The sequence below is a fragment of the Nonomuraea fuscirosea genome (genome assembly GCF_035917475.1).
Lineage (GTDB): Bacteria > Actinomycetota > Actinomycetes > Streptosporangiales > Streptosporangiaceae > Nonomuraea > Nonomuraea fuscirosea.
On the sequence record NZ_CP109074.1, the window covers coordinates 8770770 to 8791678 of the forward strand.

At 72.7% G+C, this 20909-nt stretch carries 16 protein-coding genes; 6 read left to right on the forward strand and 10 right to left on the reverse strand.

Translation table 11 applies throughout. The features are described 5' to 3' along the window. Positions 1 to 72: 72 nt before the first annotated feature. On the reverse strand, positions 73 to 1725 hold the full coding sequence (locus OIE67_RS39875; protein WP_326630241.1) for a hypothetical protein: 1653 nt from the start codon (positions 1723 to 1725) through the stop codon (positions 73 to 75). An 82-nt stretch (positions 1726 to 1807) separates the two neighbouring features. On the opposite strand from OIE67_RS39875, the gene OIE67_RS39880 reads away from it, so the two are divergent. Next, positions 1808 to 3772: a hypothetical protein gene (locus tag OIE67_RS39880; protein WP_326630243.1), complete on the forward strand. Its 1965-nt coding sequence runs from the start codon at positions 1808 to 1810 to the stop codon at positions 3770 to 3772. A gap of 30 nt (positions 3773 to 3802) precedes the next feature. On the opposite strand, the gene OIE67_RS39885 is transcribed toward OIE67_RS39880, so the two are convergent. Together OIE67_RS39885 and OIE67_RS39890 are read right to left on the reverse strand one after the other, a co-directional pair. Next, positions 3803 to 6040, reverse strand: a complete 2238-nt coding sequence (locus OIE67_RS39885; protein WP_326630245.1) for an acyl-CoA dehydrogenase — start codon at positions 6038 to 6040, stop codon at positions 3803 to 3805. A 74-nt stretch (positions 6041 to 6114) separates the two neighbouring features. After that, positions 6115 to 7041 (reverse strand): hypothetical protein, encoded by a 927-nt coding sequence (locus tag OIE67_RS39890; RefSeq protein WP_326630247.1) that lies wholly within the window; start codon positions 7039 to 7041, stop codon positions 6115 to 6117. Positions 7042 to 7264: 223 nt separating this feature from the next. Here OIE67_RS39890 and OIE67_RS39895 point away from each other — a divergent pair, with 223 nt between their 5' ends. From OIE67_RS39895 to OIE67_RS39905, 3 genes are all read left to right on the forward strand, one after another. Beyond that, entirely contained in the window at positions 7265 to 7585 is a 321-nt protein-coding gene (locus tag OIE67_RS39895; protein ID WP_326630249.1) for a hypothetical protein, read from the forward strand. 187 nt (positions 7586 to 7772) lie between these two features. Then, entirely contained in the window at positions 7773 to 9203 is a 1431-nt protein-coding gene (locus OIE67_RS39900; protein ID WP_326630251.1) for an AMP-binding protein, read from the forward strand. 18 nt (positions 9204 to 9221) lie between these two features. Next, complete coding sequence (locus OIE67_RS39905) at positions 9222 to 10304, forward strand: S1C family serine protease (protein ID WP_326630253.1); 1083 nt, start codon at positions 9222 to 9224, stop codon at positions 10302 to 10304. 88 nt (positions 10305 to 10392) lie between these two features. Here OIE67_RS39905 and OIE67_RS39910 read toward each other — a convergent pair whose 3' ends face one another. The 5 genes from OIE67_RS39910 to OIE67_RS39930 all read right to left on the reverse strand — a co-directional run bounded on the left by OIE67_RS39910 (position 10393) and on the right by OIE67_RS39930 (position 17639). Further along, positions 10393 to 10935: an OmpA family protein gene (locus OIE67_RS39910; protein ID WP_326630255.1), complete on the reverse strand. Its 543-nt coding sequence runs from the start codon at positions 10933 to 10935 to the stop codon at positions 10393 to 10395. Continuing rightward, a complete protein-coding gene (locus tag OIE67_RS39915) occupies positions 10919 to 11524 on the reverse strand; it encodes a hypothetical protein (RefSeq protein WP_326630257.1) in 606 nt (201 codons plus the stop codon). The genes OIE67_RS39910 and OIE67_RS39915 overlap by 17 nt, the downstream gene beginning before the upstream one ends. A gap of 75 nt (positions 11525 to 11599) precedes the next feature. Beyond that, positions 11600 to 14671, reverse strand: a complete 3072-nt coding sequence (locus tag OIE67_RS39920; RefSeq protein WP_326630259.1) for an AfsR/SARP family transcriptional regulator — start codon at positions 14669 to 14671, stop codon at positions 11600 to 11602. Continuing rightward, positions 14668 to 16632 (reverse strand): serine/threonine-protein kinase, encoded by a 1965-nt coding sequence (locus tag OIE67_RS39925; protein WP_326630262.1) that lies wholly within the window; start codon positions 16630 to 16632, stop codon positions 14668 to 14670. The genes OIE67_RS39920 and OIE67_RS39925 overlap by 4 nt, the downstream gene beginning before the upstream one ends. A gap of 38 nt (positions 16633 to 16670) precedes the next feature. After that, positions 16671 to 17639, reverse strand: coding sequence for a GlxA family transcriptional regulator (locus OIE67_RS39930; RefSeq protein WP_106236759.1), 969 nt, complete (start codon positions 17637 to 17639; stop codon positions 16671 to 16673). A 97-nt stretch (positions 17640 to 17736) separates the two neighbouring features. Between OIE67_RS39930 and OIE67_RS39935 the strand changes: the two genes are divergently transcribed. Beyond that, positions 17737 to 18150, forward strand: coding sequence for a hypothetical protein (locus OIE67_RS39935; protein WP_106236758.1), 414 nt, complete (start codon positions 17737 to 17739; stop codon positions 18148 to 18150). A 21-nt stretch (positions 18151 to 18171) separates the two neighbouring features. On the opposite strand, the gene OIE67_RS39940 is transcribed toward OIE67_RS39935, so the two are convergent. Both OIE67_RS39940 and OIE67_RS39945 read right to left on the reverse strand, forming a co-directional pair. After that, positions 18172 to 18786, reverse strand: a complete 615-nt coding sequence (locus OIE67_RS39940; protein WP_106236757.1) for a hypothetical protein — start codon at positions 18784 to 18786, stop codon at positions 18172 to 18174. After that, positions 18783 to 19706, reverse strand: a complete 924-nt coding sequence (locus OIE67_RS39945; protein WP_146178098.1) for a hypothetical protein — start codon at positions 19704 to 19706, stop codon at positions 18783 to 18785. The genes OIE67_RS39940 and OIE67_RS39945 overlap by 4 nt, the downstream gene beginning before the upstream one ends. 732 nt (positions 19707 to 20438) lie before the next feature. On the opposite strand from OIE67_RS39945, the gene OIE67_RS39950 reads away from it, so the two are divergent. Then, on the forward strand, positions 20439 to 20756 hold the full coding sequence (locus tag OIE67_RS39950) for a hypothetical protein (protein ID WP_326645626.1): 318 nt from the start codon (positions 20439 to 20441) through the stop codon (positions 20754 to 20756). The last annotated feature ends 153 nt before the right edge of the window (positions 20757 to 20909 follow it).

Genomic DNA, 20909 nt, shown 5'->3' on the forward strand with positions numbered 1-20909 from the left:
AACCAATTCTTGCTACTCGGAAGTAGCTAGCGGAAATATTAACAAAGAGCCTGATCAGGGTGCGATCCGGAGTCAGGCTCGGCCGCCGACCCGTTCGAATCTGTACAACCCCAGGTCACCGGTATCGACCAGGACCCTCGCGCTCCGTAGCCAGACACCGAACCGGCGCCGCTCCTCAAGTGTCCCCGCGTCCACAATGACGTAGCGGAATCCGGCCGCCGCGAGGTTGGGCGAGGGCCCTTCTAGTACGCGTTCTACCTCGCGGGCGCGGGGATCCTCGCTCCTGACGACGAGCCCGCCGACCCGTACGGCGTCGCCGGAGACCACCCGCCGCCCCGGCGTCGCGAAGAAGCGCTGGGCCGGATCCAGCACCGCCCGCCCCCCGTTCCAGGGGAACTGCCGGTACGACTCGAACGGCAGCACCAGCACGTCCCCCGGCGCGGGATCACGCCGGATGATCTCCCGCGCGGCCGTCCAGCTCGCCGGATAGGAGACGCTGCCGAGCCGCCCCAGCGACCCCCACGCCATCGTCGGCAGCACGGCCAGCGGCACCAGCACCAGCGCGACCGTCCACGCCCGCCGTCCCACCGCCGACCCCGCCACCGGCCCCGGCCCCGTCATCGGCTGGGCCAGCGCGCCCAGCCCGAGCGCCGCGACCAGGGCCAGCGGCGCGACGAACTGCTGCGCGTCGCGGAACACCGCGAACCCGCCCCACACCTGCACGAGCCACTTGAACGCCTCCCGGCCCGGCTCGCTCACCCCGGCGCACGCCACCGCCAGCCCGGCCCCCGCGGCCACGGCCAGCCCCGTCCGGTACGGCGCCCGCGACCGCAGGAACGCGACGACCCCGGCCAGCGTGAGCGCCAGCCGGGCCACGGCCCCCACCACGCTCTCGTAGCCGGGCGGGACCGCGTACCTGTTCCAGATCCCGCCCAGTGACAGCAGGCTGCCCACGGCGCCGAAGGGCGTGTCCGCCCGCGCGGCGAAGGCGTCGACGCCCACCGGGTCGCCCGCGATGCCGTGCGGCCTGAGCGCGGTCGGCACCAGCCACGGCAGGCTGAACAGCGCCAGCACCCCGACCACCCGCACGACACCCCACCAGCGCTTCTCAGGCGGCCCGGCCTGATCCTGAGCACGCGGCCCGGCCTGATCAAGCGGCTCCGCCTGATCACGCGCCCCGACCCTCCAGCGTGACAACGCGACCGGCACCGACGTGATCGCGGTGACCGTCATCGCCGCGAACCCGCCCGCCGCCGCGGGCAGCATCGCCAGGGCCACCCGCCGCCCAGCCCACACGGCCCGCACCACCCAGGGCAGCCCCGCGTACCCGAGCAGCAGCGCCCACTGCCCGATCAGCAGCCGCTCGGCCACGTACGGGTTCCACACGTAGAACGCCCCCGCCACCAGCCGCGGCCCCAGCGACGCCGACGGCAGCAGCAGCGCCGCCCCCGAGCACCCCAGTACGAAGACGGCCACCAGGATCGCCTTCTGCACCAGCTCGGCCGGCAGCACCTGAGCCAGCGCGGTCACCACGGCGTCGCTCGGCACGACCCGCGCCGCCCCGCCCGCCAGCCCGAACGTGAACGGCGAGAACTCCGGCTCCGGCACGAACACCATGTCCTGGAGCAGCGTGAACCCCCAGCCCAACGCGGGCCCGAGCGCCAGGCAGCCCAGGGCCAGCCCGAGAAGGGCGGAGGCGGGCCCGGCGCGGACCGTACGGAGCATTGCGCTATGACATCACAACCGGGCCACGGCCATTCCACCGGCGACCTCCGCGTGACTACGCTGCGCCGGTGAGGACGGGGCGATGACGACGGCGGAGGCGGCACCGGAGGTGAGCCACCGGCCGCGCGCGGCCGACGCCGTGCTGGCGGCCGGACTGGCGATGGTCGTGGCGCAGCTGGTGTGGAAGTTCGAGCTGGTCAGGCGGACCTACTTCCGCCAGGACGACTTCCACTACCTCATCAGGGGCCAGGAGAGCGGCTTCACCTGGGACTACCTGATGTGGGTGGACGTCGGTCACCTGCTGCCCGGCGGGTTCGGCATCTCGTGGGCGATGGCCAGGCTCGGCGGTTACAACGAGGTGCTGGCCCACACGATGACGATGGCGCTGCAGGCCGGGGCGAGCCTGGCGCTGCTGCGGCTGCTCGTGGTGCTGTTCGGGGCGCGGCCGGCGATCCTGGTGCCGCTCGGCTTCTATCTGCTGACGCCCATGACGGTGCCGTCGCTGTCGTGGTGGGCGGCGGTGCTGGAGACACTGCCGCTGCAGCTGGCGCTGCCGATGGCGCTGTCGGCCCACGTCCTGTACGCGCGCGACGGGCGGGCCAGGCACCTGGTGGCGGCGTGCGCGTGGACGGTGTTCGGCCTGGCGTTCTTCGTCAAGGCCGCGTTCATCCCGGTGCTGGCGCTGGTGGTCACGGCGTGCTGGCTGACGCCGTCGTGGCGGGGCCTGTGGCGGCTGTGGCGGGCCTGGGCGGCCTACGCGGCGGTCCTGGCGGCGTACTCGTGGATCTTCTTCACCGGCCTGTACGGCTCCGTCCAGATCAACCACTCGACGCAGACCCCGACGCTGCCGTCCCTGGAGGTGGCCGGCGAGTTCGCCTGGCTGCTGGGCTCGCGGGGGCTGGTGCCGTCGGCGCTCGGCGGGCCGTGGGCGTGGCAGCCGGTCGGCGAGGACTACGCCATGGCCGCCGCCCCCGAGCCGCTGGTCTGGGCCGGGCTGGCCGTCGCGGCGGCGGTGGTGGCGGTGTCGGTGCGCCACCGGCGGCGGGCCTGGGCGGCGTGGCTGCTGCTGCTCGGCTACTTCCTGGCGGCCGACGTGGTGCCGGTGCTGCTGGGCCGGATCGACGTGCTCGGGCCCGGGGTGCTCGGGCACGAGCTGCGTTACCTGGCCGCCACCGCCACCGTCGTCGCCGTCGTGATCGGGCTGGCCTTCATCCCGCTGTCCGGCGAGCGACACCCGTGGCTGCGCCCGCGCGAGAGGACGCTACTCCAAGAGGCGCGACTCCAAGAGACGCCGCTCAGGCGGACGCGACCCAGCTGGAGCCGGCTCAGGTGGAGCCGGCTCAGGTGCAGCCGGCTCAGGTGCAGCCGGCTCAGGTGGGTCTGGGTCCCGCTGGTCGCCACGTTCGCGGCGGGTTCGGTCTGGTCGGTGACCGCCTACGCCGACCGGCCGCTCGGCGCCCCCGTGCGCGCTTACGTGGAGACCGCCAGGCAGGCGCTCTCGCGGGTGCCCGAGGGCACGGTCGTGCTCGACACGTACGTCCCGCCCGGCGTCGCCGCCGCGGCCTTCTTCCACGAGTACGCCCGCCACTCCCGGCTGCTCGGCGTACCGGATCCCTGGCCGGTGACCTGGACGTCCCGCCTCTCCGGCCCGTTGCGCAACCCGATGACGTTCGACGCGCGCGGGCGGCTGCGGCCGGTGGCCGTCAAGGGCCTGACGATCCCGCAGGGCCCTGCCTGCGTGCCGGTCGGCCCGCGGGAGGTCCGCTTCCGCCTGCCCGCGCGGCTGCCTGGTGGCGAGTACACCGCGCAGATCTCCTACCTGAACGCGGCCGAGACCACCCTGTCGGTACGCCTCGGGCTCGGCGTCGCCCAGGCGGCGGCGGGCAAGGACCTGGGCAGGACGTTCGTACAGATCGCCGGGGAGGGCGGCGAGCTGGCCCTGCGCACGACCGGCGGCCCCGGCGCCTGCGTCGGCGAGATCAGGATCGGCACCCCCGTCCCCGACGAGCACGCCGCGGCCATCCCCCCGCGGCAGGTGGGGGGATGACCGCGGCCGCCCGAGCCTTCGGAGCCGCGGTTACTTGCCCGGTTCCGGGTCCCTGGGCAGGCCCAGCATGCGCTCGCCGATGATGTTGAGCTGCACCTCGGTGGTGCCGCCGTAGATGGTCATCGCCCTGGTCGCGAGCACCGCCCGGTTCCAGTAGCCGGCGTCGCCGAGCTTCATGTCCGCGGCGACCACCGCGGCGGGGCCGAGCAGCTCCACCGCCGTCTCGGAGACGTGCTGGGCGTGGGAGGTGGACAGCAGCTTGCGTACGGAGGCGTCCGCGCCCGGCTCCGCCCCCGCGAGCTGCTTGAGCGTCACCCGCAGCGACAGCGCGTTGATCGAGTGGCCCTCGCAGACCACCTCGGCCACCCGCTGCGCCTCGACCGGCGTCAGCTCCCGCCCCAGGCGGCCGACCAGGCCGAGCAGGTCGGGCACCGACGAGCCGGTGCCGCCCGAGCCGGACGACAGCGAGACGCGCTCGTTGGACAGCGTGTTGCGGGCCACCTTCCAGCCCTCGCCGACCTCGCCCACGACCAGGTCGTCCGGCACGAAGACGTCGTCGAGGAAGACCTCGTTGAACAGGTTCTCGCCGGTCATCTCGGTCAGCGGCCTGACGGTGACGCCGGGGGCCTTCATGTCGACCAGGAAGTACGTGATGCCCTCGTGCTTGGAGCCCTCACTGGAGTTGCGGGCGATGCAGATGCCCCACTCGGCCACGTGGGCGACGGAGGTCCAGATCTTCTGGCCGTTGAGCTTCCAGCCGCCCTCGACCCGCTCCGCCTTCATCTGCAGCGAAGCCAGGTCGGAGCCGGCGCCGGGCTCGGAGAACAGCTGGCACCAGATGATCTCGCCGCTGAGCGTCCTGGGCAGGAAGCGCTCCTGCTGCTCGCGCGTGCCGTACGCGGCGATCGACGGCACCACCCAGGCGCCGATGATCATCGCGGGCAGGCGTACCTTGGCGGCCTTGAGCTCCTGCGCGATCAGCACCTGCTCCAGGGGCTTGGCGTCGCGGCCCCACGGCCTGGCCAGATGCGGCATGACGAACCCGCCGTCGGCCAGGGCCCGCTTCTGCTCCTTGCCCTCCAGCTCGGCGATGCGGGCGATCTCGGCGCGGATCGACTCGCGCAGCTCCTCGGCGTCGGCGGGCAGGTCGATCTCCATCTCGCGGGAGACGCCCTGGAGGGACAGCGCGGTCACGGTGCCGGCCCAGTCCGCCGACGAGCCGAGCAGGGCGCGCAGGGTGAGCGCGCGGCGGTAGTAGAGGTGGACGTCGTGCTCAAAGGTGTAGCCGATGCCGCCGAAGGTCTGGATGGCGTCCTTGGCGCACTGCACGGCCGCGTCGGGGGCCATCACCCCGGCCACGGCGGCGGCGAACTCCAGCTCCTTGTCCGCGCTCACGGCCGCGCTGTCGCCGCCCTCCGCGGCCCGCTCGGCCCCGGCCCTGCGCTCCGCGGCGCGGGTGGCGTCCCACACGGTGGCGCGGGCCTGCTCCAGCGCGACGAGCATGCGGGAGAGCTTGTGCTTGATGCCCTGGAACTGGCCGATCGGGCGGCCGAACTGCACGCGTACCTTGGCGTACTCGGCGGCGGCGGTGACGCACCACGAGGCCAGGCCCGCCGCCTCGGCGCCGAGCAGGATCGCGGCCAGGTTGCGCACGTCGGCGCTCCCGACGCCGTCCAGGATGCCCTCGGCGGGGACGACCACATCGGTCAGCTCCACCTTGGCGACCGGCCTGGTCAGGTCGAGCGACTTCAGCTCGGTGACGGTGGCGGAGGAGGCGTCGATCAGCACCCACTCCTCGCCGTCGGCCGTGGCCACGGGCAGGACGAGCGAGTCGGCCAGGGAGCCGCCCAGCACGGGCTCCGCCGTACCGGAGACGACCAGGGAGCCGTCCTCGCGGCGGGTGCCGCGCAGGGCGCCGCTCAGCGCGACTGCGCCGGTCAGCGTGCCGTCGGCGAACGACTCCAGGTGCTCGGGGCGCTTGGAGGCGTTGATCACGGCGCCGGCCAGCACGGTCGGCACGTACGGGCCCGGCGCCACCCGCTCGGCCAGCGCCTCGATGGCCACGGCCGCCTCCAGCAACCCGTAGCCCGAGCCGCCGTGCTCCTCGGGCACGTGCAGGCCGAGCAGCCCCTGCTCGGCGAGGCCAGGCCAGAACGCGGGGCGTCCGCCGGCCCCGGCGCGCAGCAGCTCCGCGGGGATGTTCCGCTCGGCCCAGCCGCGCACCGATTCGCGGAGCGCCTCATGCTCCTCGCTCAACCCGATAGCCATTGCTCATCCTCCAGCCAGGTCCGGGGGTATGCCCAGAACCATATTCTAGAGGATGCTTCTGGCGTGTCAGCCTGTCACAGCGGGCGAACTTGCTGGACGAGCGTGTTCAGGTCGCGCCAGTACTTCTTGTTCGGCTCGGGGATCGAGGCCAGCAGCATGCCGGGCTTGGTCTTGCCCACCTCGACCACCGTCACCACGGCCTGCGCCTCCTGCTTCTTGCCGCCGAAGGTGTAGCCGACCTTGTAGCCGAGCGTCCACCCCTTGCCGACCGGGATCTTCTGCGACGCGGTCCACTCGTCGAGCCGGGCGCCCTTCGGGTACTGGGTGCGGATCGCCCAGCGGACCGCCTCGGTGGCCAGTTTGCGGTAGTCGGCGTTCGACGACGGCTTCTTCTCCGGCGAGTCGCCCGGGTACATCGCCGAGGCGATCACCGTGTGCGGGACCTCCACCTTGCCCATCCGCTGCGCGATCGAGAACGGCGGGAACGACTTGGCCTTCCACGGCGCGGCCAGCCTCGGGTAGGTGATGCCCACGGTCTTGTCGGTGATGACGCCGCTGACCAGGGACGCAGTCCCGGAGAACGCCTCCAGCGTCTTGCTCGCCGGCACCGGGGGCAGCACGACCGCGCTCACGGTCGGGCTGGCGCTGGCACTGGCCGACGGCGTCGCCGTGACCGAAGCGCTGGGCACCGGCGCCACCGAGACCACCTGCTCGCCCGGCTGCTGGTTGGTGGGCACGTCGCCGGAGAACACCACGAAGATGAGCAGCACGGCCAGGACTGTGGCCAGGATGGAGCCGAGAAGATAGACGGCCCTGATCGGGATGTCGCCGAGCCGGCGGGACGGGGGCGCGGCGGGGAGCGGGGGGACGGGCGGGAGCGTCGGCACGGGGTGCTGGTGCGCCTGCTGCTGCCCGAACGGCTGCCGCGGCGGCCCCCCTGGGCCCATCGGCCCCGGCCCCTGCACGGGACCCGCGCCCTGCATCGACCCCGGCCCCTGCACCGGCCCGAATCCCTGCCCCGGCCCTGGCCCTTGACCCGGCCCCTGTCCTAGACCCGGCCCTTGACCTGGACCTGGCCCTTGACCTGGACCTGGCCCTTGTGATGGTCCTGGCCCTTGGGACGGTCGGGGCGCTTGGCTCGGCGCCTGGGCCGGGCTCGCGGCCGCGGACGGTGGCGGGCCCTGACGCGTCGGAGCGGGGCTCGGCCCCGGCTTGGGCGGCGCCGTGGGGTTGGGGCCGGACTGCTTCGGAGGCGCCGGCTTCGAGCCCGGCTCCTTCGGGGCGGCCGGCTTGGGAGCGGCGGGCTCGGGAGCGGCGGGCTCGGGAGCGACCGGCTTCGGGGTGGCCGGCTGTGGGGTGGCCGGCTGTGGGGTGGCCGGTTTCGGGCCGGACTGCTTCGGGGCGGGCCGGCTCGGGGCGGGCCGGCTCGGGGCGGTCTGGCTCGGGGCGGTCTGGTCGGAGGTGGACGGCGCGGACGGCGGGGTCTGCGGCTTCACCGGGGCGGACGAGCCGGCCGCCGGCGGCCGGGAGATCCTGATCGTCTGATCTGCCTGCTGCTCCTCGGACACCTCGGGCATCTCGGGCACGACGATCTTGCGGAACGGAGTGGTGGGTGAATCATAGGTTCGTCTGCGCTCGCCGTCGTCCGCCATGGCCTTGAGATTACGTCACCACGGAGCGGGATAATTCCTCTATTCCCCCTGCAGAATCTAATTCTGTAAGGTCGGCGAACATGAGGGGTTTCTACGAGATCGCGGCCGAAGACCCGGAACGCCCGGCCCTCCTCGGCGACGAGGGCATGACCTACGGAGCGCTGCTCGACCGGGCCAACCAGGCCGCGGGCGGCCTGACCTCGCGCGGAGTCCGCCCCGGCGACTGCGTCGTGACCGTGTTGAAGAACGGGGCCGACGCCCTGGTCATGATGCTGGCGACGTACCAGATCGGGGTCTACCTCGTACCCGTCAACTGGCACTTCACGGCCGAGGAGATCGCCTACATCGTCGCCGACTGCGGCGCCGAGGTGGTGATCGCGCCGGACGCCCTCACGGTCGCCGAGCTCGTCGCCGGCCAGCCGGCCACCGCGCCCGGCCACCGGCGGGCCGGCTCGATGATGCTCTACACCTCGGGCACCACCGGCCGGCCCAAGGGCGTGCGGCGGCGGCTGCTGGACCTGACACCGGAGGAGCTGTACCCGATCCTGATGCGCAAGAGCTGGCGGCACTTCGGGCTGCCGATGGGCGGCGTGCACCTGGTGTGCTCGCAGCTCTACCACTCGGCGCCGTACGGGCAGGCCATGATGGCGCTGCAGTTCGGGCACTCGATCGTGGCGCCGGAGCGGTTCGAGGCGGCCGCCGCGCTGGAGCTCATCCAGCGGTACCGGGTGACGAACGCGTTCATGGTGCCGACGATGTTCCATCGGCTGCTGGCCGTGCCGGACCGGGAGTCGTACGACCTGTCGTCCCTCACTCACCTCTACCACGGAGCCGCGCCCTGCCCGCCGGCCACCAAGCAGGCGATGATCGACTGGCTGGGGCCCGTGGTGTGGGAGTACTACGGCTCCACCGAGGCGGCCGTGGCGACCATGGTGTCCTCGCGGGAGTGGCTGGAGCGGCCGGGCACGGTCGGCAGGGCGCTGGACGGCATGTCGTTCACGATCATCGGGGACGACGGCGAGGAGGCGGCGCCAGGACAGCCCGGCCTGGTCTACATCGGCGGGATCAACCGCTTCGAGTACCACCGCGACCCGGACAAGACGGCCTCGGCCATGCGCGGGCGGGAGTACACGCCGGGCGACATCGGCTACCTCGACGACGACGGCTATCTGTTCCTGCTCGATCGGCGGACCGACCTGATCATCTCCGGCGGGGTCAACATCTACCCGGCCGAGATCGAGGCGGCGCTGCTCGAACATCCCTCGGTGGCCGACGTGGCCGTGATCGGCGTGCCCGATCCCGAGTGGGGGCACAAGGTGGTGGCGCTCGTCCAGCCGGCCGACGGGGTCTCCGGTGACGAGGAGCTCACGGCCGAGCTGCTGCGGCACTGCGCGCCCCGGCTGGCCAGGCTGAAACACCCGCGGCTGATCGAGTACCGGCAGACGCTGCCCCGTACGCCGACCGGCAAGCTGAGCAGGCGGAACGTCCGGGAGGCGTATCTTTCCAGCTGAGCTGGGCAGGGAGCTTCCATGAGGGAGATCGCCGCCGGACTGGTCGCCGCCGCCGTACTGCTGACCGGTTGCGGCCCTCCTCCTGGGACCACGCGAACGGCCTCGCCGTCCGCGACCCCCACCTCCGCGACGCCGTCGGCTTCTCCCACGGCTTCCGCCACGGCGTCGCCGCAGGCCCTTGAGGCGGCGTACGAGCGGGTCATCGCGGAGGTCCTGCCGTCCATCGTGCAGATCACCACGAAGGTCGGGCTCGGCTCGGGCATCGTGTTCGACACCCAGGGCCACATCGTCACGAACGCCCACGTGGTCGGGCAGGCCACGCAGATGAACGTCACCATCGCCACCGGCGGCGCGCCCCGGCCGGCCAAGCTGGTCAAGTCGTTCCCCGCCGGGGACCTCGCGGTGATCAAGGTGGACCGGCCCGACGGGCTGAAGCCGGCCCGGTTCGGCGACTCGGCGAAACTGCGGGTGGGACAGATCGTGCTGGCCATGGGCAACCCGCTGGGCCTGTCGGGCAGCGTGACGAACGGCATCGTCTCCGCGCTCGGCCGTACGGTGACCGAGCCGCAGAACCCAGGATCGCCCGGCGCCACCATCGCCGGAGCCATCCAGACCTCGGCCGCGATCAACCCCGGCAACAGCGGCGGCGCCCTCGTGGACCTGTCCGGCCACGTGATCGGCATCCCGACGCTCGCGGCCACGGACCCCGACCTGGGCGGCGGAGCCGCGCCCGGCATCGGCTTCGCGATCCCGAGCAACACCGCCACCGACATCGCCCGCCAGATCGTCAAGGACGGCAAGGTCACCAACAGCCACCGGGCCGCGCTGGGCATCCGCGGCAGCACGGTGATCGGCTCGGACGGGCAGCCGAGCGGGGTCGGGGTGGCCTCGGTCGAACGGGGCAGCGGGGCCGAGCGGGCCGGGATCCGGGCCGGTGACGTGATCGTCTCGATCAACGGCAAGGAGACGCCGACGATGGCGGCCCTGGCCGAGACCATCACCATGCTCAAGACCGGGGATCAGGCCCAGGTCGGGCTGATCCGGGCGGACGGGACGAAGGAGACGGTGAACGTACGACTGGGCCAGCTACAGGGCGACTGAGCCCTCAGGGCGCGCGGCCGTCCGGCGGTCGGTGGTCTGCCGGCGGGCGGCGGCTGGGCGGCTGGGCGGGCGGCTGACCCGCGAGCTGTCACTGCTTGGCGGTGAAGACGATCTCGACGCGCCGGTTCTTGGCCCGGTTCTTCTCGACGGGCTTGCCCTCGACCACGTTGGGCAGCTTGGGACGGCTCTCGCCGAACCCGCGCGACTCCAGCCGCACGCCCGCGTCCGTCAGCAGCCCGCCCATGGCCTGCCGCACGGACTGCGCCCGCCGCTCGGACAGCGTGCGGTTGTAGGCGTCCGTCCCCTGGTCGTCGGTGTGCCCCTCGATCGTGACCACCCCGCCGGCGGCCTCGGCCTCGACCCGCTCGGCCACCTTCGCCAGCCGCTGCCTGGCCTTGGCGGTGAGCTGCCACTTGTCCAGCGCGAACAGCACGTCGCTGGTCACGGCCACTCGTACCTGCCGGCCCTGCTTGGTCTCGCTCTCGGTGCCGTCCATCGACTCGACCTCGCCGACGATGTCCTCGATGGGCAACACGAGGTCCTCGACGGCCCCGGTGGCGTCCGGCGGCGCGCTGGGCGGCGGCGTCGGGGACAGCAGGAGCGCCAGGACGACGCTAAGAGATCGGAACATCGGTCAGCACGCCGAACATCGGCATCTCGATGTTGATCTTGGTGACGTCCGCCGGCGGGGCCGCGAACACCGCGTACAGCGTGGACGCCTCCTCCGGCTCCAGGAACTGACCCTGCGTCCCCGAGCAGACGCACTCCGCGTCCTCACCGGTGCCGTTGCGGGCCACGCGGTAGCGCTTGGCGTTGACCGGGTCGATCAGAGAGACGCCGGAGACGGTGAAGTCGAGCGCGCCGCCGCCCAGGCCGTTGTGCACGTTGACCTTGCCGTCGGTCGCGGTGACCGTCCAGTTGAGGCTGACGGTCCTGCCCTGGCGCTTGAGCGCGGTGATGTCCACCCGCGCCTTGCCGTACTGGTCGCCCGCGCCGGTGCTGGCCTCGCGAGTGGCGATCACCTTGGCGTCCTGGGGCGGCGCGCTCTGCGCGGGTGTGGCCTCCGCAGCGTCGGCCTGCTCGGAGGCGGCCTGCTCGGAGGCGGTGGCCGGTGCGGTCTCAGGCTGTCTCTCCTCGCCGCCCGCGCCCTGCTGACCCGGGATCACGCCGCAACCTGCCAGCGCGGCGGCCGCGAAAGCCAATGCGATCGTCTTACGCATGATGTGATCACCTTCGTGCATTCGGGGATGTGGCTCTCACCCTAGGGAGGCGACCTTCAGGATCCGCATAGTCCGCTATATATGCCGATCAGGCCGCCTGCGGGCTTCCTGCGCGAGCTGTTCCGCCTCGGCTCTGCCCTGCGGGTCGCCGAGACCGTCAAACTCTCCCATAGTGCGCCTAAGTGTCTCAACTGCGACATTTGACTGGCCGGCCTGCAGCTCGGCTCGGGCGAGGGCCAGCAGGGCCCTGGCGGTGTTCCTGCGGTCGCCGTACGCGGTGAACGTCTCCACCGCCGACCGCGCCGCCTCCGTCGCGGCCCGCCCGTCACCGCGCGCCGCCTCGATCTCGGCCAGCACGAGCAGCGCCACCGCCTCCGGCAGCCGGTCGCCGAGGCGGCGGTTGACGCTCAGCCGCCGTTCCACGCAGTCGCGGGCCACGTCGGGCCGGCCGGCGGCCAGTTGCTGCCTGGCCAGGTCCAGCAGCGCCTCGGCCTCGCCTCTCGGGTCGCCCAGCTCCTGGTAGGCGGCCAGGCTCTGCCGCAGCGTGTCCTCGTCCCGGCGCAGGGCACCCAGCGCGCGCAGGGTATCCGCCCGGCCGCGCCGATCACCGGCCTCCTCGAAGACCCGCAACGCCCGTACGAACGCCCGCTCAGCCTCCGCGCCCCTGCCCTCGCTCCTGCCCGGGCTTCCGGTTTCGGGCGCCTGGGCCGGTCGCTGCCGTACCGCTCCGGACTCGGCTGCCTGCACCAGGCCGAGCCGGAGCGTGATCCTGGCCAGTTCCAGGCCCTCCACCAGCGGCTGGGCCGCCCGCAGCGCGGCGGCGGCCGCGTCCGTACGGCCCTCAGCCCGGTGCAGGTCCGCCAGGCCGCGCAGCAGCAGGGCCTCACCGTGACGGTGACCCGCCGCCCTGGCCGCGTCGAGCCCGGTCGCCGTCGTCGCGTGCCAGTCGTCGTGGTGGGCACCCAGCTCGAACAGCGGGGTCAGGTAGAAGGCCAGCCGCCACGCGGCCTCGTACAGGCCGGCCCGGTAGAAGTCGCCGACACAGGCGGCCAGGAACCGGCGCTCGGCGCTCAGCCACCGCGCCTCCTGCCGCAACCAGCCGGTCGCCAGACCCGCCTCCTCAGGGAAACCGAACCCCACGGAGGAATCGGACGGGGCGAGACCGGGAGGGGTGAGGCCGGACGGAGCGAGGTCCGGCGGGGTGAGGTACGGCGGGGTGAGGCCGGGCGAGGCGGGGCCGGGCGGGTGGATCTCGGTGCGGCCGGTGCCGGGTTCGGCCGGGAGCAGAGAGGCTCTGGCCTGCCGGGCACGTTCGAGAATCTCACCGGCGATGGCGGCAAGCACACCAGCGGGGCCGCCGTCCTCCTCGGACAGACGTTCGGCGGCGTAGAGGCGGGTCAGATCGTGCCAGCCGAACCGCTCCTGACCGGCCTCGTCCAGCCCGCGCGACTGCAGCAGCCCGGCCTCCGCCAGCGGCTCAAGGTCCACCCCGAACACCCAGGGCGCGAAGTCGGGCGCGGACAGCGCGCCGAGCCTCCGCAGCAGCCGCCGCTCCGGATCCGGCAGGCCGCGATAGCCGAGCGCGAGGCTGCCCCGTACGGCCAGGTCTCCGGCGCTGAGCTCGTCGAGCCTGCGCCGCTCGTCCCCGAGCCGCCCCGCCAGGTGGTCGAGCGTCCAGCCCGGCTTCCTGGCCAGCCGGGACCCGGCGATGCGCAGCGCGAGGGGCAGGTGGCCGCAGAGCCGGACGATGCGCAGCGCGGCCTCGGGCTCCGCGCGTACCCGCTCGTGCCCGGCCACGCCCGCGAGCATCACCACGGCCTCCTCCTCGCCGAGCAGGCCCAGCTCGTACGCCCGCGCCGCCTCCAGCCCGGCCAGCGGCGACCGGCTGGTCACCAGGGTGAGGCTGCCCGGCCCCGTAGGCAGCAGGGGCCGCACCTGGGCCTCGTCGGCGGCGTCGTCCAGCAGCACGAGCAGCCGCCTGCGGGCCGTCGTGCTGCGGTAGAGCCGTACCCGATCGTCGAGCGCGGGCGGCACCGCGCCGTCGGGGCAACCGAGGGAACGCAGCAGGTCCTCCAGCACGGCGCTCGGCGGCCTGGCGCCGAGCGAGGCGTAGAGGCGGCCGTCGGGGAGGTCGAGCGCGGTGGCGGCGTGCACGGCGACGGCGGACTTCCCGCAGCCGGGCGGGCCGTGCAGGACCAGGTGCACCGGTGCGGCGGCCCGCTCCCCCACCATCGCGGCGATCCAGCCGAGCACCGGCTCTCGTCCCGCGAAGTCGGAAATATCCGGCGGCAACTCATCAACCGCCACCCCTCCCCGCCCCTGCCCACCCCGCACCACCGACGACCCTCGCTCCCCACCGGGACCGCCACCCCGGACAGCGACTCCTCCCCGGTGGCGCGTGCCCGCACCCGCGCCCGCCTCCGGGGTGTCGTTCAGCACACGCTGATGGGCCGCGACCAGCTCGGCGCCGGGCTCAAGACCCAGCTCCTCCACCAGCGTGCGGCGCGCGTCCCGATAGGCGGACAGCGCCTCCGACCTGCGCCCGGCCTGGTGCAACGCCTCGATGAGACGCACCCAGGCGCGCTCGCGCAGCGGATGCGCCCCGACCAGCGCCCGCAACTCGCCGACCACCTCGGCGCCCCGGCCCAGCCGCAGGTCCAGTTCCACCCGCTCCTCCAGAGCGGTCAGGCGCAACTCCTCCAGCGGTACGCCGTACGTCCGGCGCAGCACCGACGACTCCACGTCCGCCAGCGCCTGCCCCCGCCACAGCCCCAGCGCCGCCCCGAACCCACCGGCGGCCTGCGCCACCCGGCCCTCCGCCCGCGCCCGCCTGGCCTCGCCGACCATCCGCTCGAACCGATGGCAGTCCACGTCGTCCGGCTCCACGTCGAGCAGGTAGCCGCCCGGCACGGTACGGATCCCGTCCACGACCTTGCGCAGCGCGCTCACGTACACCCGCAGCACCGACTCGGCCGACGCCGGCGGCCGGTCGTCCCAGACCACGGACATCAGCCGATCGACCGGCACCTGCTCCCGCGCCGACAACAACAACGCCGCCAGCAACGTCCTGTGCTTGGCGGGCCCAGGAGCCTGACCCCTCTCGATCCGCAGCGGCCCCAACACCCCGAACCGCACCTGCGGCCTCACGTGCCGTTCGCCGGTCTAACGGCGAAAGACTCAAACCGCACCCGCATAGCCTCAACCCCAGCATCCACCCCGAACCCCACCCCACCACCCCGCACGACGTTCGACCGCGTGAGGGCGAACACGGCATCCCCGGACCGCATGACACCGGAACCCACACCACCGAACGCGGCAGTCCCGGACCGCATGAGGCCGGGCCCCGTGACGGCGAGTCGGGTGTCGGCGGGCTCCGTGGCCCTGGGTCGGGTGCCGCCCGACCTCGCAGGGCCGAGGGGGGCGTCGCCCTGGATGCCTGAGCCGGCGGTGGGCTGGTCGGCTGACGGGGCCGCGTAGACGCCGGTCTCGCCGTGGCCGTGGGGGTCGTCGGTGTCGGAGGCCTCGCCGACCAGGCTCTCGTTCAGCCACATCCGCAGCGTCACCTTGCCTCCGCTCCGGCCGCACTCCGCCACGACCCGGTTGGCAGCCGCCTTGGGCGCGTCGGCGGGGCCGTACAGGACCTTGGCCTCGGCGCCCGCACGGCGCTTGACGATCGTGACCTTGCCCTCGCCGCTCACCCCGAACTCGTAACGGTCACCCGAGCCGGCCGCGCCGTGGCACCACACACCGTACTCACCCGCACCCTGCTCCAGGGTGGCCTTCGCGCTGACGATCACGCCGTTCTCCGGCTCGCGTACGGGCGCCGACTTCCACAGGCGCCAGCCCGGTTTGACGGTGAGCCGGTAGCCGGCGCCGTCCAGGCGGGCGTCACCGCCCTCGGAAGCGCCGGTGTCCCAGGACTCGAACCCCGCCTCGTACGGCCAGGTCTGCGAGGTGAGCCCCGGCAGGTTCGCGACGACGACAGCGGCGGTGACCAGCAGCGCACCGGCCCCGACAACCCACGGCAACCACCGCCTCCGCCCCGGCGCCTCGCCCCCACGACCGGCACCGACCACACGGCCCTCAGCATCGCCGAACCGACCTACCCCCGCCCCGAGCACAGCGGTCGGTCGCGGGGCAGTGCGGACGTCCGCAGGCCCCGACACCCCCTGGCCGGCAGTCGGTGGCCGGCCGGCAGGAGCAGCCCCAGGCGGTCCCGGGGCACCGGCCAGGGGCGGGCCAGGAGGGGCGGCGGGCGGGCGGACGTCGGCTGTGATCGACTCCGTCCACGTGCGTTCCACCACCTCCGTCGCCGCCGCCAGCCGCGTACCCCCCACCAGTTCCCCCAGCAGCTCCTGCGCCGCAGGCCGGAGGCGGGCGTCTTTGGACAGGGCGCGTTCCACCACCCCACGGATGCCGTCGTCGAGCCCGTCCAGGCGCGGCTGCTCGTGCGCGATCCGGTACAGCACCTCCCCGGGCGCCCCGCCCCCGAACGGCAGCCGCCCAGTCCCGGCGTACGCGATCACCCCGCCCCACGCGAACACGTCGGCGGCGGGCGTGAGCGGGTCGCCGCGCACCTGCTCGGGCGCCATGAACGCGGGTGTCCCGAGGATGGCCTGGCTGGCCAGGCTGGCCTGGTCGACGATCTGCGCGATGCCGAAGTCGATCACCCGGGGCCCGAGCGGCGAGAGCAGCACGTTGGAGGGCTTGAGGTCGCGGTGGATCACCCCGGCCCCGTGGATGGCGCTCAGCGCGGTCGCGATGCCGACGGCCAGCGCCTCCAGGTTCCCGCCCGACAGCGGCCCCTGGTCGCGTACGGCCTGGGCCAGGTCGGGACCCTTGACGTATTCGGTGACGAGGTAGGCGACGCCCCCGTCGATCCCGGCGTCGAGCACCGGCGCGGTGCAGAACCTGGCCACCCGCCGGGCCGCCGCCACCTCCCGTTCGAAGCGCCGCCTGAACGCCGGGTCGCGGGCCAGCGCCGGGTGGATGAGCTTGACCGCGGCCAGGCCACCGGTGGGCGTGGCGGCGAGGTGCACCTCGCCCATGCCGCCCTGGCCGAGCAGGCGCCGCAGCGCGTACCCGCCTATGACCCGGTCTCCGTCCATCGCAGACACATTAGCCAGATTCGAGGTGTTCAGCCGGTTCATCCGACCGCGGGCGCCTGGGCCAGGCGGTAGCGGGAGGGCGGGATGCCGTACCGGTCGATGAACGCCTGCCGCAGCGTCTCCGCCGTACCGAATCCGCAGCGCACCGCCACCGCCGCCATCGGCAGCGACGTGGAGGCCAGCAGGTGGGCGGCGGCCTCGGTGCGGGCCTGCCGCACGTAGCGGCCCGGCGTCAGCCCGAGGTGCTTGAGGAACAGCCGGGTCAGGTGCCGCTCGCTGACGCCCGCCTCGGTGGCCAGCGCGGGCGTGGTGAGGTCGTCGCGCAGGTGGGCGGAGATGTACTCGATGGTCCGTTTGACCAGGCTGTTGGCCGGGGACGGCGCGTCCACGAACATGCTCATCTGCGCCTGGTTGCCGGGCCGCTGCAGGTAGGTGACCAGGTTGCGGGCGACGGTCCTGGCCAGCTCGGTGCCGTTGTCCTCCTCGATGAAGGCCAGGGTGAGATCGAGCGCGGCGGTGATGCCGGCCGAGGTGGCGACGTTGCCGTCCCTGATGAAGATCGGGTCGGGGTCGACGATCACGCCGGGGTAGCAGGCGGCCATCCGCTGCGCCTGGCCCCAGTGGGTGGTGGTGCGCCGCCCGTCGAGCAGGCCGGCCGCGGCCAGGACGAACGAACCCGTGCAGACGGAGGCCACGCGCCGGCTCTCGCGGGCCAGCCGCCGGACGTGGCCGACGATGAGCGGATTGGCGGCGGCGTCCTCGTGGCCGATCCCGCCCGCCACCACGAGCGTGTCGAGCGGCCCGGTGACGCGTTCGAGGGCGAGCTGGGCGTGCAGGGTCAGCGCCGTCGCGGTGGTGACGGGGTGGCCGCCGGGGGTCGCCACGCGGTATTCGTAGTAGGGCTGGGCGCCGTGCCAGTTGGCGCTCTCCAGCGTCGAGGTGACGGAGGCGACCTCCAGTAACTCAGCCGCCTCGTACGCCACCACCACGACCCGTCTCGGCTCCATGCCCCGACTGTAGGTCCGAAGGACGTGGATCCCAAGTTTCCGGACCTCCTCCGCCGCTTTCCTTGGCCCCCCGGCGGGCCCCGGCCACAGTCGAAGCATGACGACGACGACCACCACCCCCAAGTCAGGCCGCCGCTGGGGCAGATTCGCCCTCCACTACGTCGAGATGATCATCGCGATGTTCGTCGGGATGATCGGGCTCGGCATGCTCAGGTCCGCTGTCGGCCTCGGAATCTCCCCCGCCGAGCAGCCGGAGCTCTGGTACCTCGTGATGGCGTTCGAGATGTCCGTGGGCATGGCCGCGTGGATGCGGTTCCGCGGGCACGGCTGGGCACCGACGCTGGAGATGTGCGGGATCATGTTCGCGCCGGTCGTGCCGCTCTTCCCCATGCTGTGGCTGGGGATCATCGACGGCGGCGTCCTCATGCTCGTCTCGCACGTGGTGATGTTCCCGCTCATGCTGGTGGCGATGCTGCGCCGCCTCGACGAGTACGCCGGCTGCGCCCACTGAGCACCACCGGGAGAACGTACGTCACCGACGCTCGGGTACGGGCTCGCGTGCCGGCCGCTTCCTGATGGCGCCCAGCGCGGCGTTCCTGTCCCGGATGTCGGAGATCAACACGTGTGCGACCAGCAGCAGCCCGAGGCACAGGATGTCGGCCGCCCACCAGGGGATCTCGGCGAGCAGCAGATACCCCTGGCCGTCGCTCAGCGACCTGATCACCACCGTGACGACCGCCACCACGAAGGTGACCAGCAGCCAGCTGCGCAGCCGGGGCAGGTTGCCGTTGTTCCACAGCCGGACCCGCCAGTTCATGAACACGGTCAGCACGCCGAGCAGGGCGCAGAACCCGATCAGCCACCACGGCAGGGCGAAGGCGTTCTGCTCGGCGATCTGCTCGCGCGTGGTGCGCAGTTCGGCCTCGGCCTGGCGCTGGGCCTGTACGGCGGCGTCGAGCTCCCGTTCCAGCTGCGCCACGCTCTTCTGCGGCCGGGAGGGCGGCGTGGCGTCCTCGGTGGGCAGCATGCGGGCCACCACGGTGAGCATGATCGCCACGAACGACAGCGCCAGCACGATGGCCATGAACAGGTCGATGAAGCGCAGGTCGAGCGGCGGCGCGAAGGACCTGGGCGGCCGCCTTCTCACGGTTCCCTCACCAGCGTGTACTTCTGCGGCCGGGTCTCGGCAGCGCTCAGCCGCTCGACCGCCGTACGCAGCGCGTCCATGCCCTTGATCAGTTCCTCGGTCCCGCCCCTGGACATCGCCAGCTCCTGCGTGAGCCCCTGCATGTGGCCCATCTCCCTGGCCAGCCCCTGGATGTGGGACAGCTCGCGCGTCAGCCCCTGCAGCGCGGGGCCGGTCTGCTTGGCGGGCAGGCGGGCGATGTAGATCAGGAAGACCTCGTCGGCCTCCACCACCGAGGCCCGCTCGGCCCGCTCGACCAGGGCCATCGCCCCGAACGCGAGCACGCTCAGGAACAGCGCGATCATGGTGACGCCGAACGCCGACGCCAGCTCGGGCAGCACGTGCTGCTTGAGCGCGGTGATCAGCACACCGGGGTCGCCCCGGCTGTCCAGGGCGTTGGAGAACGAGCTCACCATCGCGGCCATGGTCAGCGCGGTGCCGATGAACCCGAAGACCGGCAGGGCCCAGATGAGCGCGTGGTCGATGTGGTGCTTGTTGCTCATCTCGCTCTCGTCCAGCGCGGAGCGGGCGCTCAGCACGGACTCGCAGTCGTTCCCGGCCTCGGCCGCCTCCTTGAAGAGCTTGAGCCGCCGGGCCACCAGCGTGTCCTCGTTCGGCTTCACCGACCCGATGTTGGTCCTGGCCCGCTCGGTGGCCTCAGCCTCCCGCCGGATGTCCGGTACGGCCCTGGCGATCCTGAGCACCGTGATCAGGAACACCGCGATGACGAGCGTGACCACGAGCTCCGCCGCCGCCGGGGCCGTGGTGGCGCCCACCACCTCCAGCAGCGCCTTGACCGCTCCCGCCACCATGAGTACAGCGGACACCAGCAGGCCCACCACCGGTGCGAACACCGAGTGACGCCAGTCGAACCTTGACACCCTTCAACCCCACTCCGCACACGACTTGTCAGGGGAACACCTAAGCACACGTACAGCAATATTTGGTTACGGAGTGGCAGTTCTGTGACCTATTCTCCCCCAACCACCACACCCCTCGGACCGCCGCACGAGCACGGCCGACCGAGACAACCTCGAACGCCTTCGGATATCCGAGACATCTAGAAGAGATATCTCCGCGAGATCGCTGGCGGACCGCCTGGAGAAGATTCGGCTGCTCCATGATCTGTTCGGCTGGGTACCGATGAGCGGACACGCCTGGGACCGTGCCACAGAGGTTCAGCAGTTGCTCACCGATACCGGACAGCACAGGTCAGCCGGTCCCGCTGACCTGCTGATCGCCGCCACCGCAGAACGGGCGAATCTCACCGTGCTGTGCGACGACCCGCCGCTGGCGAGGTGTCCGGCAAGCGAATGCGCGTCAACGCTCCGCGGATAGTGCGCCCGGGTGGACGACCATATGCTCCCCAGGAAACACCGGTGCGGGGGCGATCCGCCGCGATCCCGGCCGGGCATGGGAATGCCGAGAAAAGCCGGAGGTGTCTCCTGGCGACGAAGGTCTTGTCGATCGGATCTCCGCGTCGGCCCGCGACGCCCGCGCGGATCACACCGTGATATTCACGATCCTGGGCCCCGTCGGCGTGCTGACCCGGCAGGAGACCGCGCGGAAGACGGCCGACGAGCAGCTTTCCCGAGCATCGGGTACGCGGGCTGCTGGCCGCCCTGCTGCTGCGGCCCAACAGGTTCGTGGCCCACACCACGCTGGCCGGGCTGCTCTGGGACGAGCCGCCGGCCGGATACCGTTCCAACCTGCGCACCTATGCCTCCCGGCTGCGTCGCTGCCTCACCGCGGTGGACCCATCGCGGGTCCGGCTGGAGTCGCGGAAGGGAGCGGCGAACAGGGCGGAGGCGCCGGCCGGTGCCGCCTTCTGCGTAACCGGCGGTCCGGCCGGCGGCGTCCGTCGTTCCGCTCATGACACCGGCACCGGCTCGGCGTACGGCGCCTCCAGGCTCAGTCCCTCGCGCGCGTAGCGGTCGCGGATGGCGGCCAGCCGCCGGCCGCGTCATCCACCCCCCGCTCGTGCGCCTCGGGTAGTCGTCGCGCAGGACGGCGCGTGCCTCCGCGCACCTGGCTGGGTGAACCTCGTGGCCACGTTCGCCGACGTCGCGTTCGTGTGCATCCAC

What these genes read in the sequence shown, in the direction of transcription:
- OIE67_RS39875 (WP_326630241.1), bottom strand. Translation starts at nt 1,725, where the DNA reads ATGCTCCGTACGGTCCGCGCCGGGCCCGCCTCCGCCCTTCTCGGGCTG.
- OIE67_RS39880 (WP_326630243.1), top strand. Translation starts at nt 1,808, where the DNA reads ATGACGACGGCGGAGGCGGCACCGGAGGTGAGCCACCGGCCGCGCGCG.
- OIE67_RS39885 (WP_326630245.1), bottom strand. Translation starts at nt 6,040, where the DNA reads ATGGCTATCGGGTTGAGCGAGGAGCATGAGGCGCTCCGCGAATCGGTG.
- OIE67_RS39900 (WP_326630251.1), top strand. Translation starts at nt 7,773, where the DNA reads ATGAGGGGTTTCTACGAGATCGCGGCCGAAGACCCGGAACGCCCGGCC.
- OIE67_RS39905 (WP_326630253.1), top strand. Translation starts at nt 9,222, where the DNA reads ATGAGGGAGATCGCCGCCGGACTGGTCGCCGCCGCCGTACTGCTGACC.
- OIE67_RS39910 (WP_326630255.1), bottom strand. Translation starts at nt 10,935, where the DNA reads ATGTTCCGATCTCTTAGCGTCGTCCTGGCGCTCCTGCTGTCCCCGACG.
- OIE67_RS39915 (WP_326630257.1), bottom strand. Translation starts at nt 11,524, where the DNA reads ATGCGTAAGACGATCGCATTGGCTTTCGCGGCCGCCGCGCTGGCAGGT.
- OIE67_RS39925 (WP_326630262.1), bottom strand. Translation starts at nt 16,632, where the DNA reads ATGGACGGAGACCGGGTCATAGGCGGGTACGCGCTGCGGCGCCTGCTC.
- OIE67_RS39930 (WP_106236759.1), bottom strand. Translation starts at nt 17,639, where the DNA reads ATGGAGCCGAGACGGGTCGTGGTGGTGGCGTACGAGGCGGCTGAGTTA.
- OIE67_RS39935 (WP_106236758.1), top strand. Translation starts at nt 17,737, where the DNA reads ATGACGACGACGACCACCACCCCCAAGTCAGGCCGCCGCTGGGGCAGA.